The sequence below is a fragment of the Mesorhizobium sp. AA22 genome, from assembly GCF_001672375.2.
GTDB lineage: Bacteria > Pseudomonadota > Alphaproteobacteria > Rhizobiales > Rhizobiaceae > Mesorhizobium > Mesorhizobium wenxiniae.
The window spans coordinates 6162022-6175885 of the sequence record NZ_CP048406.1 but is presented as its reverse complement, the minus strand read 5'-3'; the positions used below and the strand labels follow the sequence as shown (position 1 = coordinate 6175885).

At 57.5% G+C, this 13864-nt stretch carries 6 protein-coding genes and 2 pseudogenes; 5 read left to right on the top strand and 3 right to left on the bottom strand.

Translation table 11 applies throughout. The annotated features are described in order from the left end of the window. The first annotated feature begins 119 nt into the window (after positions 1–119). The 5 genes and pseudogenes from A9K68_RS29240 to A9K68_RS29220 form a co-directional block, all read left to right on the top strand. Positions 120–1505, top strand: coding sequence for an SIR2 family protein (locus A9K68_RS29240; protein ID WP_163603095.1), 1386 nt, complete (start codon positions 120–122; stop codon positions 1503–1505). 180 nt (positions 1506–1685) lie between these two features. Further along, on the top strand, positions 1686–2594 hold the full coding sequence (locus A9K68_RS29235) for a restriction endonuclease (protein ID WP_065008522.1): 909 nt from the start codon (positions 1686–1688) through the stop codon (positions 2592–2594). Positions 2595–3124: 530 nt separating this feature from the next. Beyond that, positions 3125–3853: pseudogene (locus A9K68_RS29230) on the top strand (adenylate/guanylate cyclase domain-containing protein); the annotation flags it as partial. Positions 3854–3930: 77 nt separating this feature from the next. Next, positions 3931–4875, top strand: coding sequence for an IS630 family transposase (locus tag A9K68_RS29225; RefSeq protein ID WP_163603094.1), 945 nt, complete (start codon positions 3931–3933; stop codon positions 4873–4875). A 6-nt stretch (positions 4876–4881) separates the two neighbouring features. Then, a pseudogene (locus A9K68_RS29220) lies at positions 4882–6036 on the top strand (tetratricopeptide repeat protein); the annotation flags it as partial. A gap of 336 nt (positions 6037–6372) precedes the next feature. Here the strand turns inward: A9K68_RS29220 and A9K68_RS29215 are convergent. From A9K68_RS29215 to A9K68_RS29205, 3 genes are all read right to left on the bottom strand, one after another. After that, positions 6373–9798, bottom strand: a complete 3426-nt coding sequence (locus tag A9K68_RS29215; RefSeq protein WP_141246648.1) for a hypothetical protein — start codon at positions 9796–9798, stop codon at positions 6373–6375. Between the two features lie 256 nt (positions 9799–10054). Further along, complete coding sequence (locus tag A9K68_RS29210) at positions 10055–11965, bottom strand: ABC transporter ATP-binding protein (protein WP_065011134.1); 1911 nt, start codon at positions 11963–11965, stop codon at positions 10055–10057. After that, positions 11965–13827 (bottom strand): ABC transporter ATP-binding protein, encoded by a 1863-nt coding sequence (locus tag A9K68_RS29205; RefSeq protein ID WP_065011133.1) that lies wholly within the window; start codon positions 13825–13827, stop codon positions 11965–11967. Before A9K68_RS29205 ends, A9K68_RS29210 begins: the two co-directional genes overlap by 1 nt. Positions 13828–13864 lie beyond the last annotated feature (37 nt).

Below are 13864 nucleotides of genomic sequence, written 5' to 3'. Positions count from 1 at the left end.
GTCACTCCCGATCGGCCGCGGGCTTCCTGAAACCTGTCATTCACTGAGCCGGTCATTGAGACCAATTCGATTGCCGACGGGCTCATTCCCAGCTATCGAAGAAAATGGGGGCAAGTTTAATGGCAAAAGAAGAAATTGGCGCCGTGGACGTTGTGGCGGACGGCGAATTGGATTCAGCGACTACTGTTGCAGAAGCAATCCAGGCGATAATTGAGGAGTTCGACGTCCAGCCGGTCCTATTCGTCGGCTCGGGTCTACCTCGCCGGTACATGGGAGCGCCGGACTGGGAGGGCGCCCTTAGGTATGCCCTCGATACTGTCGGCAATCGCGCACAGCCGTATTCTTATTTCGTTCAGAAGTTCGGGGATGACAAAGTCAGGATCGGTACCGCGATAGCCGATCTGATGTTCGAATGGGCATGGAGTGACGGCAGGGAGCGTTTCGACCCCGCGCTTTTCCAGGGCACAGACAGACACGTGTTCATGAAGTCGATAGTCGCGGAGCATCTAAATAAGATTACCCCGTCCGATCGGCGCGGTCTTGCGGCGGAGTATAGTGAAGAAATATCCGCGTTGAGGGATATACGCCCCCACGCCATCATCACCACCAACTACGATTCCATGATCGAGCTGATCTTTGAAGGCTACGAGCCTATCGTCGGGCGTGGGGTCCTTCGGTACGACCTCAATTCGTTTGGCGAAATCTTCCATATTCATGGCATGACCGAAGATCCGCAGAGCCTCGTTCTCACCAGCGCCGACTATGAAAACTGGCACAAGCAGAGCCGGTACTTCGCTGCGAAACTCCTGACGTACTTTGTCGAACATCCGGTCTTCATTTTTGGCTATGGCCTGGGCGATCCGAATGTCCGAACACTGCTTCAGGACATAGGGCGGATTGTAGCGGACGAAAGTGGATTGGTAGGTAACGTCGCCCAGGTGGTTTGGCATGCCGAACTCAAAGCCGGTCCGTGGCAGTCCGAGGTGGCCATCGACGACGAAGATGATGGTCGACAATACAGGCTACGCGTCTTCAATGTTTCATCTCTGAAGGAGGTTTTCGAGTTGCTGTCCGCAAGGCACGAGCTGAAACAGGTCAATCCGGCCCTGCTACGCGCCCTCGCCGCAAGATTGATGAAACTCACGCGCAAAGACATTCCCCGTGGAACTGTGGAGGTGGACTATACCACCCTGGAAAAGGTAGCTCAGGACGACGAACAGCTCCCTCGTATGCTCGGTCTAACCTTGGCTGACACCGACAACAAAACGCATCCCTTCACGCTCACCCAAGTCGCGGACGAACTCAAGCTCAAGGGATGGAACGCCCTGAATCCGGTCATTAGAAAGATCAAGGATGAGAAAGGAATAGACTTGCGAGCCTCTGACAATTGCTACCACGAGCGGATTAAGACGGGGAAAAAGTCGGCGACGAGGAAATGGTCGCATGATGCAGTCGGGCTGTTCCGCAATGTGCTCGCGGGTAAGGAGTACAAGCTGCGGGATTGATTCATTTCGTCCCATTTTTAATCCGTATCAGAATCAGCACAGCGTTAAACGACTGCGTTTGGAAGCAGAACGGCGCCTCAAAGAGGCAGCCTGGAAAGCAGGTTTCAAGTCGACTGCCCTAGTATGGATTTGAAAACGGGAAATCTGGCTCCGCAACCCAATGCTTGGTGAGATCTGCCAATGATCGACTTCAAAGAAATCCCTGACGGCGATGCTTGGGAGGCGTTTTGTCGAGACTATCTCGTAGCCCTAGGCCTGGTCGTCGAAATTCCACCTGCCAAAGGGCCAGATGGCGGCCTCGATCTCTTGGTCAAAGAACAGCTGCGCGGCTCTCTTGCGTCTCGGCCATTTACTTGGCTCGTTAGCTGCAAACACTACGCAACTAGTGGGAAGTCAGTCGGAACCGCTGACGAAATCAACATCACCGATCGCCTAGAGCAGCATGGAGCGGATGGCTTCATCGGGTTCTATTCTACCATGGCAAGCGCTGCGCTCGTCACGAGGCTTAAAGAGCTTCGCGACCAAAAGAAAATAGAATCCTACGAGATCTATGACGGCACGCGAATTGAAAATGGTTTTCATGACGCTGGGCTGTCCGGAGTTCTCTTACAGCACCTTCCCAAAAGTCACACGTCTCTACGGCCCATCCACCCGCTGCTGGGCCGGTATCAGTCTCTACCTTGTGACGTCTGCGGAAAGGACCTGCTTAAGGCTAGCGTAACAAAAGAGACACTAAGGAACATAACCTTTGCGACCCGCTACGGCATTGGTGACGAACCCATCATCGAGAGCGTTCACTTTGTATGCAAAGGCGAATGCGACCAGCGTATGGATCATCTTATCCATAACCGCGGCCTCACTACGGCCTGGGACGACATTTCTGATTACTGCAATCCACTGATTTTTATACGCCGGATCACGGGGTACACCAATCAGATGAGAACAGCTCCCAACTCTTACGCGAAGGCAGCGCACGACAGGCTGATCAACTTTTACATCACCTTAAGTCAGCGAACCCTTCGGCAGACCAATGGGGAGGATCGGAAGGCACTCATAGATGCCATCGAGCTTGAAGGACTAGGCGTGTGACTGCCGTCTCAATTTGGTTGGTGCTCTATAGAAATCGAGATGAAGCCCTGAGACGCGGGTAACTATCAGACCCTCTACGTCGTTCGCGAACCAGTCATGGCGGTCGCAAACATAACGGCGGCTTTTTTCGGAATTTGGACCCGATTGCGGACTGTCAACTTGCGGCCCCCGGATCTGCCGGACCGCAAGGCGCCGCATGTCGGCGTTGAGGCGATCTTTCCTGTTGCCCGATAGATGACGTTGCCTGCGACCACCCTGGACATCGTAGTTGCGCCATCTTAGGACGTTCGCTAATGCGGCGGGGAACTTCGCGATCCGACCCTTAGGCGGACATTCATAGCGCAGGTACAGAGGCCGCAGCGACGGTGGCCGAGAACACAAGCGAAGTAAGCGTGAGCGAATTGTGGTTGTCGTAAACGAGTCATGCAACCATCAGACCACGCTTTTGGTGATCAACTCTGTAGTCGCGTGAAACATGCGGCAAAATCATGTACAGTGTTTGGCGCGGAATTCATGTTGGGAGCTAAGACATGGAGCGCCGATTATCTGCAATCCTGGCCGCCGACGTGGTCGGATACTCCGCACTTATGGAGCAAGACGAAGCGGGTACCTTTGACCGCCTACGAGCGCGACGCACTGAGCTTTTTGAGCCCGAGATTGCGCGGCATCATGGGCGGATCTTCAAGCTCATGGGCGATGGCCTCCTCGCGGAGTTCGGAAGCGTGGTTGACGCTGTCGAATGTGCCGTGTCTCTCCAGCGCGGAATGGCAGATCGCAACGCCTCTGTAGCTGAGGAGGACAGGTTCAACATCCGCATCGGCATCAACATTGGCGAAGTCATCGTGGACGGCGACGACCGCTATGGCGAAGGCGTCAACGTCGCGGCCAGGCTGGAGCAACTCGCGCCCCCGGGTGGGATCTGCGTATCAGGCAAGGTGGCGAAGGAGGTGGAGAATAAGCTCGCGTTTACCTTCGACCCGGCTGGGCAGCAGAAGGTCAAGAACATCGAAGAGCTTGTCGATGTCTATCACGTGCGCATCGACGCCCCGCCACGCCGACGCATTCTGCACAAGCGCGGGACAAGCCGACTATGGCGGGCACTTGGCGTCCCGGCAGCCATCGTGGCGGCCGTCGTGGCTATATGGGTGGCGCTGTATTATCCGCTGATAATGTCCTCTTCTGGGGGATCCAGTACGATCCCGTCTGTCGCCGTCCTTCCATTCAAGGATCTGAGTGCCGATAAGAGTCTAGAGCACGTCCGGCGATCGATGAATCGATTGTGATGTGACGCGAATCGGTTTGGCTGATTCAACGTCCACTTTTATGGAGGTGGACGATGGCGAGAGCACTTGGTGAGGATCTGCGGTCACGTGTCGTGAAGGCTGCGGGTGAAGGAGCATCGGCCCGGCAAGCAGCGGCTCGGTTCGGTGTCGGGATATCGAGTGCGATCCGCTGGATCGGCAGAGCCCGGATGGGCGAGACGACACCACGACCGCAGGGACGACGGCGCGGCTCGCGTCTCGACGCCCATGCCGACTTCATCATCGGGATGATCGAGGAGCGCAAGGACATCACGCTGAACGAGATGGTGGAGCGGCTCTTGGCCGAGCGGTCCATGCGCATCGGCCGCAGCACGTTGAGCGACTGGCTGCGGGGGCACGGCTGGACGTTCAAAAAAAAGTCCGCACACGCACTGGAGCAAGATCGCCCCGACATCCTGAAGCGCCGGCGTGCCTGGTTCGACGGCCAGCTCGACCTCGATCCGGCAAGGCTCGTCTTCATCGATGAGACCGGGCTGTCGACCAAGATGGCTCGCCTGCGCGGAAGAGCGCTGCGCGGCGAACGCTGCCGGGCCGGCGTGCCGCACGGTCACTGGAAGACCACGACCTTCACCGGCGCGCTCAGGCTGACCGGAATGACCGCGCCCTTCGTCTACGACGGCGCCATGAACGGGGTCGTGTTCCTCGCCTATGTCGAGCAGGTGCTGGCGCCAACGCTGACGCCAGGCGACGTCGTCGTCATGGACAATTTGCCGGCGCACAAGTCCGGGGGCGTGCGCGAGGCGATCGAAGCCGCCGGTGCAAAGCTGATGTTCCTCCCGCCCTACAGCCCCGACTTCAACCCCATCGAAAACGCCTTCGCAAAGCTCAAGGCGCTCCTGCGGGCGAGGGCCGAGCGAACAATCGCAGCCCTATGGGACACCGTCGGCGCGCTCGTCGACCTTTTTACGCCAACAGAATGCGAAAACTACTTCAAGGCCGCAGGCTATGAACCGGATTAAACCGGACGTGCTCTAGGCTACTTGGGAGAAGGAGTGGCGAACGACGTCATCGCGATCCTCTCGCGCTTTTCTGACATTGCGGTCGTATCGCGAACCTCGTCCTTTGCTTACCAGGGCAAGGAAGGCGATATCCGTCAGATCGGCAAAGAGCTGGACGTTGGCTATGTCCTCGAAGGCAGCGTGCGCAAGGAAGGCAATAGGGTGCGGATCGTTTCGCAACTCATCAACGCCAATACGGGGGACCATGTTTGGGCAGACCGCTTCGACAAGGCCGGAACCGACCCATGGGCGCTTCAGGATGAGTTGACTGGCAAGATCGTGGGGGCGATGACGGGCGAATTCGGAGCCATTCGCAAATCGGACTACAGCAAGGCCTGGGGCAAGGACAGCACTAACCTGGCTGAATACGACTACTACCTGCGCGCGGAAAGCCAGTTGAATCTCTACACGAAGGAAGGTCTCGAGCGTTCAGGTGAGATTTCGCGCGAGGGGCTGCAGGTGTTCCCCGGCTCCCCCCTATTGACCGTGGAGTTGGGGTGGTCTCACTGGTTGAAAGTTGCGCTGCTTTACAGTTCTGACCCGCAGGCTGATCTTCAGGAGGCGGACCGACTCGTCAACCAGGTCCTTTCAAACAAGAACCCAAGCCCGCAGGTGGCGAGATTGGCACACTGGCTCCACGCGTGGCTTCTGACGCTCAAGCGGGACCATGATGGGGCTGTTGCGGAAATGAACAAGGCCATCGCGGCCGCACCCTATAATGCCTTCACCCTCACGGATGCAGGAAGTATTTTCCTACAGGCGGGTCAGCCCGAAAAGGCGCTGGAGCTGACCGACGCTGCAGCCGCGCGGGATCCGGGGTTGTCCTGGTTCTTTAACTACGTGCGAGGTTTCATCTTTATCGTGCTTGGTAAAAACGAAGATGCAGTTGAGGTGCTGAAGACCACGGAATTCGCCGACGCTCCATTGCAACTAGCCATCGCCTATATGCGTGTTGGGCGCCAAGCAGACGCCCGAGCTGCCGTCGAGAAGATGCTCAAGTCAACTCCGGATGCGACGATCCAGTCGTGGCGGCAGACCTGGAACTTCCGAGATCCTTCCATTCTCGATCAAGCCGCCGCTGACCTCGCGCGCGCCGGCCTTCCGGGTAGCCCGACTCAATAGCCTGACGGAATGATGTTCAGCCTTCGACGCCCCTACCGTTTATGCATCTGTCTCTGCGATATGTCCGCTTTCCACCCCCGTTCAGGCCTTTCCAACTCCGCGAAGGGAGGGACAGCAAAGGGTCAGGTCACGACGATGCCCACAACAACCTGAATGTCCGCTGTTGAATATTCGCAGCCCGAAGCTGCCAGTCAGCTGTCGGCCCCAAGGCTGCCGGCTGCAATGTGCCTCGCGTAGGCGAATCGAGAATGCTGCTAACGTTTTCCCGGAGTTCCCTCGCCGCTGTGTCAGGGTTGCTTAACGAGAGAGGCGCAACCGCTGATACACTCGGTATCGTTATCGCTTCGCACTGGTGAGGGAGCCAGTACCCGTTGGCACTAAATCGTGACCGTGCATCCATTGGATAGCCTTACGCAGGCGGCCCTGCGAGAACCGAGCCTTTTTAGGGTGCCAACGGCCAAGAAACTCGTCGATGATAGAGGCGTAAGTAACCGGCTCCTTCCGAATTATAAGATCGTTCCAGCATGCATGAAGCGTGGCAATTATCTCGGACTGATCGGTGGTTAGACCTCTGCAGGTATCAATCACCTTCATAACTTGATCTGCTTTGTCGCCAAGGTGTTCACGAGCAAAAACGCCGATCGCTCCCAGCTTGGCCAAGCCCTCGTATCGCACCATTCGGCCGCTCTGCTTGGACTTGAAAACCTGATGCTGAACCGCCAGAGCTTCGACCCCGACTCGCTGATTGTACAGTGCGCGCTGATCTAGCGGGCCCGCAGCGTCTCGAGCATAGTCCGTTTGAAGCTGGAGGCTGGCGCTCTTGTCTGCGAGGTAGAATAACTTTGCCAATTTCGTGCGGCCGAAGTTCGGATCGTCGTGCAGCTCCTTCACAAGAAGCCCTGCCACGGCCAGACGACGGGCGAGAACCTTTTGGAAGCTAGTTGCAGTAGGAAGTTCCAGCCGCCCACGTTGGGGAACACGACCGAAGTAATTTAATCCTGACTCTGCCGTGACAACGTCATAGAACTCGGCTTTCGCTGCCTTGAGCCGCGTTTGCACGACAGCTAACGCAGCTAGAAGGCTCTCAACCTGCTGGTGGCGTGCGTAGTCCCGAATCTGAACTAAGCCGGCGGTAAGGGAGAGGCTGCGCTCATCGACAAAGTAGGGCGGAGCGTACTGGATAGGCAGCTCTCGCCGGCGTCCAAGGAATTGGCTCCAACGAGCGAACACTTCGTCCACACTCTGGATTAGAGCGAGCCCGGCCGGAGACGCTGCCGCGTTGATTCGAGGTCGGATCGTCTGTGACCAGAAGGAGTCTGGGTCCAGCGGTGAAAGCGGATTCCTGACAAGTATCTCCTGAGTCCCACTGACCGGATTGTTCGCCGGGAAGTAGGTTTCCACGCATTCATTCTCGGCGAAGACGATGGCCGAACTGCATGCGAGAACGCGAGGCTCCAACTGAATAGGTATGGCAGGCGCCCACAAATCATCGGCGTCCGTCCACATGGGGTATGGGATCTGAACAAAGGTTCGGGCCAGGGAATACCAGAAGAAAAGCTTCTGCGCGGCCTCCAGGTCCTGTGCGCAGTATCCCCAGTGAGTCGGGGGGCCCGAGAAGCAACGGTTCCTTTTGACATCCATAAACTGGCTATTTAGACGAAACCATGGCTTGCTTGGAGCGGAGCGCTTCACCCGACATGGCGTAAGATCGTCCATGAACCCGGCGTACTGCCCACTAGCTTCGCCGTACGTCTTCTTGTTAGCTCGCCGCGCGTCATTGAGAGGCAAGCCTCCAACAATCTCTTGTCCGGCTTCCGAGCGCCTTCGGTCGCGCTTGAAGTCAGTCATCGAAATTCCAGACCAGCTTCGTATGCTGGGTCGCGCCCGCCCAAGCTCAACTACTTTGGAGCGCTCGTCATTCATGACCTTCCGGCACGCTTTTTCAGCTGCCGCTGGATCTGCCCAGGGAATTTCAGAAAGGTCGCGGTGCTTGAGCCACGTTAGGTCCTTGATCGGAATTGGTCGACGATCGTCGAGAACCTGAGTGGCTCCTTTGTACCGCCAGATCGTGAATGCGACTGGCCATGATCCCCGGACATCGAAGAATTCGCTCCCATTAACGAGAACGGCCGAGACGTCCTCAAAGCTGCCAGCCATTTCGCTGCGAATTTTTCGGAAGATTGCACGGTCCGTCAGCCATGCAGATTTGGTGAACAGAAGTAGGAGCGAATTTCCCGGCAGTCCGCTGGAGCGAGCTGCCTCGCAGACCAGTTTCATCTGAGCCAAGAAGCAACAATAACGCTCGCTCGATGCGTCGCTTCCTGTCAGCTTCAAGATCGTCGGATGGATGGCGTACGGAATAGCCCCGGCAGCTTGGTCGTCATCGCTGCGGTATGGCGGATTGCATAATATGGCGAGCGGCTTATCTGGTGCGTGCCCCTTGTCGGCCAGTGCTGCCCGTAGTTCGTCCAAATAGGCTTCAGCGCTCCGGTCCAGGAAGTTGAGCCCTCGGTTTTCTGACACCCTCGGCACTATGGTGAAGCGGCCGTTATGCCAAAGGTCGCCTTTCATCCGCTGTTCGACAGCAAACAACAATTCCGGTTCGATTTCGCTGACAACCTTGTGCCGGAGTTCAAGTGGTGAACGCCAGTTGGTCACCAGATTTCCGCTCCCGCATGCCGGGTCAATGACCAGATAATCCTCTCCTAGTCCGGGAATATGCTGCTTCGCTATCCACATGGCGAACTTAGACAGGCTTAGGTCAGTGAAAAAGATCCCATGCCGTCGACGAAACTCCGGATCCACAGCATCCAGCGCTTCGTCATAGCGTGCGAAGAAATCATCGTAATCTGCATTCGCGTCGAGCGAGACGAAGCGGGCCTCCACGAACGCCTTGAATCTTTGCCGCATGGCCGGAACAAGGCTCGCGATTGTTTCACCACCCAGTGCAGCCTGATCCGGGACACGATTACTGATCTGGACGATTGAAGTCTCATTCCAAGCATAGATCATACTGAAGAAGGCTCGCACCGCTTTTACAGGAGCCTCTGCCTCAAAGTATGGCACCATCTCACGAAGTACGTTGGTGAAATTCCGCACCGTGATTTTCTGGCGGACCCGCTTCCCGCTGCGGAGCACGTCCTCGAAGGCCTGGATCCTCTCTGCCACTAGCTGCTGCTGGCTCTCGAACAGGGGCGTAAATAAATCAGAGCCGTTCCAGGCTGCCAAGTGAAGGAGCTCGCTCCTTCGGGCAGCATACCGCTTTGCCAATTCGCGCCCGATCTTGTTCGGAGCTCCCGTTGCGGCGGCTACCGCTGAGCGGATCTCTACCGGGATTTCATTTGCCTGCCAGATTGCCAAGAAGCTCTTCGCGGCGACGACGACCTGTGCGAAGTCGAGCTCCTCGTTCTGATATGCGAGACCTTGGAGGAGCCCACTCAGCCAATCGTTGGACCGACCCTTCAACTCAAGCACAAATGCACCAGCGACGTAGCCATCGGCGCGCTTGGCGTCGGCCTGGCGCTGAAAAGCTTCGCCAAAGATGCTTCGGAAATAGGCTACGGCCAGATCCTCATTGGCGCGCTCGAATGGATGTGAGAGGTACCGGAGCAAACCCCGCACGTGTTCCGTCACTAAGGGGCGCGTCACGGTATCGCTTTCAGATGGATGACAATATTGTCGATCGCAAGCCTGCTCATGCGGGAAGTTTAGAAGAAGATGATTAAACTTCTCCTTCTTCGCGAGATACGAGTGAACTTCCATTTTTGCAGGCCAGTCCTCGGTAAGCGACCACCTTAGGTTTCCCTGAAGACGGGCGTGTTGACGCAGTGCACGAACGAAGACGGTAGCAATGTCATTGCGCCCTCGTCCGGGTCATTTTTTGGACCGGCGCCACCCCAAAAGCTGCGCTTCAACTGAGGATTCGAAGCATGGTCAACGAGACGCGGCACCCACCAGCTTACGGAAGTCGGTGGCAGCTTTGAACGAGTGGACGATCAGATACGGCTCGCAAGGAGCATCAGGTACGAGAGGCGGTTTGTCCGGTCGGATCGGCTTCGGCTTCCTCTTCGGGAACGTCGTCGAATGACGAGTAGTTCAGATTGTAGAGTTTGGAATAGAGCCCGCCCATAGCCATCAGTTTTTCATGGTTGCCGGTCTCAATAACCTGGCCGTTCTGAAGCACGATGATGCGATCGGCACCACGGATTGTGGCGAGACGGTGAGCGATGACAAGCGCAGTCCGGCCTTCAAGGAGCTTTCTGAGAGCCTTCTGGATCACCATTTCCGTGTAGCTGTCGATGCTGGCGGTGGCCTCGTCAAGAACAAGGATCTTGGCGTCGGCGACGAGGGCGCGTGCGAAACTGACAAGCTGGCGCTCACCGAGAGAAAGGTTGCCGCCCCGTTCGCCGAGTTGGGTTTGATACCTGTCGGGAAGTCTCATGATGAAGTCGTGGGCGCCGACCACCTTGGCGGCCTCGATCACCTTCTCCCGCGTGGCTTCCGTCTTGTGGTAGCGGATATTCTCGAAAACCGTCCCGGTGAACAGAAACGGCTCCTGCAGCACCATAGCGATCTGAGTGCCGAGCGATTGCTGGGTGAGATCGCGCACATCATGTCCGCCAACCAGCACTTGGCCTTGCTGAACATCATAGAAGCGGTGGACGAGGGCCATCGCGCTCGATTTACCGGAGCCGGTCGGCCCGACCAAGGCGACCGTCTCGCCGGGATTGACCCGGAAAGAGACGTTTTTCAGCACCGGCTGTTTGGGATCGTACCCGAACGTGACGCTCCTGAACTCGACCGAGCCGTCCATTTCGGGCGCAAGGATCCTGGCATCCGGTTTGTCCTGGACCTCGATCCTGACGTCGAGCACATCGGTCAGGCGCTTGCCGGAGGCCATTGCGCGCTGCATGACGGAATATTGCAGAGTAAGTGAGCGAATTGGGTCAAAGAAGCGTTGGATATAGAATATGTAGGCAACCAATACGCCCACATCGACGCGGCCATTCATGATCATGGAGCCGCCGACCACAATGACGACAGCCATGGCGAGGCCGGTGAGGCCATCGACGATCGGGACCATCACCTGTGCATATTTGGCAGCGGTCAGGTGGGTCGTGAGGTCGGCATGTGCCTTGTCGTCATACAATACGAAGTTGACGTACTGGCGGTCCATGGACTGGACGGTTCGGACGCCTTGAATCGCTTCGGCCAATGCGCCGTTGACGACTGAATTGGTCTCTTGTGCAGCCATGAAGGCCTCGCGGGCACGCGGCAGCCACACGATGCGGATAATCAACAGGGCCGGCAAGACCGAGAGCGTCAGAAAGCCGAGGTTGAAGTTGACCGACAGCATTACGAAGATGATGCCGAAGAGAAGCGCAATGTCGCCTACGGAGTAGATCGAGTTTTCGAGAAATTCGTGGATAGAGTTGACGTCGCCCTGAAGGCGAGACATCAAGCGTCCTACCTCGGTCTTGTCCATGAAGGAGAGCGATACCTTCTGCAGATGGGCAAACATGGCGCGGCGGATGTCGAAGAGGACGTTCTCGGCCATTTTCCCTACCATGGTTTCTTGCGCGTAGGCGGCGCCGAAATTAACCAGAATGGCAAGCGCAAACGCGACGGCGGCCTCAAGCAGGACGGAGGCATCAGCGCCTGCCGGAGTTATGGCGTAGTCGATCGCGAAGCGGATGATCAGCGGGATGAGAAGCTGCGTGCCAGTGAAAATCAGCAATGCGGCAAGCGAGACGACCGCCATGGCTCGGTAGGGACGAACGAAGGCCCATATGCGGCGAATGATGTTCTTGTCGAAAGCCCGGCCAAAGATCTCCTCCTCGATGCGATGGGACCCGACGACCGCGCGCGGAGGGCGTCTACCGCTATCATTCGGTTCGATTTCGAGTTCGTTGGCGTGCCGCTTGGCCATCAGGGCGCGCCTCCAAACGTGGTCGCAATGTCATCTCCCGGGAGCAACTGAAGATCATAAAGGGCCTTGTAGCGTCCTCGCTTGGCCAAAAGCTCTTGATGGGTGCCGCGTTCCACGATCTCGCCGTTGTCGACAAACAGAATCCGGTCGGCGTGCTTGAGTGAACTCAGCCGGTGGGCGATGATGATCGTCACCCTATCCTTGGCGAAACGCCGTATCGCCGCGCGGATGCGCTGCTCTGTGGCGGCGTCGATAGCGGCCGTTGAGTCGTCGAAAACGACGATAGATGGGCGCAACATCATCGTGCGAGCTATGGTGAGACGCTGACGCTGGCCGCCCGAGAGAGAGGCGCCACGTTCGCCGACGACCGTCTTGTAGCCAGCAGGGAGGCCGAGAATGTAATTGTGCAACTGGGCGGATTCGCTAGCGCGCTCGATCGGCTGTTCCTTCGCCCAGGGGTCCCCATAAGCGATGTTGTTCTCGATCGTGGTTGTGAACAGGAATGCATCCTGCTGTACGACCGCGACCGCCTTGCGAAGCGATGCGAGGGTGACTCCGCGGATGTCCTGCCCGTCAAGCATGATGGTGCCACCAGTGACGTCGTAAAAGCGGGGGATTAGGTGAGCAATTGTCGACTTGCCAGAACCCGGCGGACCCACGATCGCGATCGTCTCGCCCCTACGGGCGCAGAAGGTAATATTCTTTAGAATGACGCGGTTTCCGGTGCCGGGATATGCAAACGAGACATTGTCGAAGCGCAGAGTGCCTTCACCGATCTCGAGCGGTCTTGCACCGGAAGCATCCCCGATCGTGATGTCCTGGTCGAGCAGACTGAAGAGGCGCGAACCGCAAGTGTAAGCGCGGGCGAAGCCGTTGACCATCAGTCCGATCTGGCGGACGGGCAATTGCAGGATCGTCATGAACGTCAGGAACGTCGTGAGCGTTCCAACGCTGATCTGGCCGGCGATGAGTTTGTCGCAACCGATCCAGAGGACCAACCCCATGGCGACAAAGAAGGCCATGGTCATTGCCGACGTATTGGGCACGTACACATCAACCTGCTCGTGCGCGAGTTCGAGCGCGTTTGTCGAGGCGCTGTCGAACTTCGCCATCTCATAAGCCTGTCCCGAAAACGCCCGGACAACGCGGATGCCCGCGAGATTTTCCTCCATCACGCGGCCCAGGACGGAAAGCCGCTCCTGCAGGTCGAGCCAGATGGCGCGTAGCTTAAGCTGGGTGACCGACGATCGCCAAGCTACGAAAGGCACGAAGCTCAGCGCGATCAAACCGAGTACCGGATCGGTTGAGATCATCATGCAGGCGCCTATCCCGATCAGCATGGTGAGTAGAAAGAACCTAACCAGAGCGGTGGAAAAATACATCCGCACGCCGTCGAGATCGAGGATGCCGAGGGTGATCAGGTCGCCTGAATGCACCCGGTCGTGAAAGGAAAAGCTCAGGCGCTGGACCTTGTCGTAACAAGCAAGCCGCAGTTCGTACGCGACGTGGTGCCCGACGGCTTCGGCAAAGTAGTTTTGCGCCATCGTAAAGAGGCCGCGTAGCATACTCGCGCCGAGCAGCAGGAGAGCAGGAGTCCAGAGGGCTTGTTCTGCAGCCGTCACCGTGACAGCGCCCCCGATGGCTACCTGGGTCTGGTCGACAGCCCGGCCGAGAAGCTGGGGAATGAGCAACTGCAGGATTACGGCTACCATCGTCGAACCGATAGCTAACGCGACCTGCCACGGGTGCCTCAAATTCATGCGCGTAATGCGCAATAGCGTGCTCAAGCCCCGGCCCCACCCGGCCGCTTTTACATGCGCGGACGATTTGAGAGAGGTCGTGCCAACAGCATCACTGCCCACCGAGTGCCCCCGACTGAATTTTGCGCCTTCGGAAGCG

Coding starts and splice junctions, on each gene's coding strand:
- A9K68_RS29240 (WP_163603095.1), top strand. CDS start 120: ATGGCAAAAGAAGAAATTGGCGCCGTGGACGTTGTGGCGGACGGCGAA.
- A9K68_RS29235 (WP_065008522.1), top strand. CDS start 1,686: ATGATCGACTTCAAAGAAATCCCTGACGGCGATGCTTGGGAGGCGTTT.
- A9K68_RS29225 (WP_163603094.1), top strand. CDS start 3,931: ATGGCGAGAGCACTTGGTGAGGATCTGCGGTCACGTGTCGTGAAGGCT.
- A9K68_RS29215 (WP_141246648.1), bottom strand. CDS start 9,798: ATGGAAGTTCACTCGTATCTCGCGAAGAAGGAGAAGTTTAATCATCTT.
- A9K68_RS29210 (WP_065011134.1), bottom strand. CDS start 11,965: ATGGCCAAGCGGCACGCCAACGAACTCGAAATCGAACCGAATGATAGC.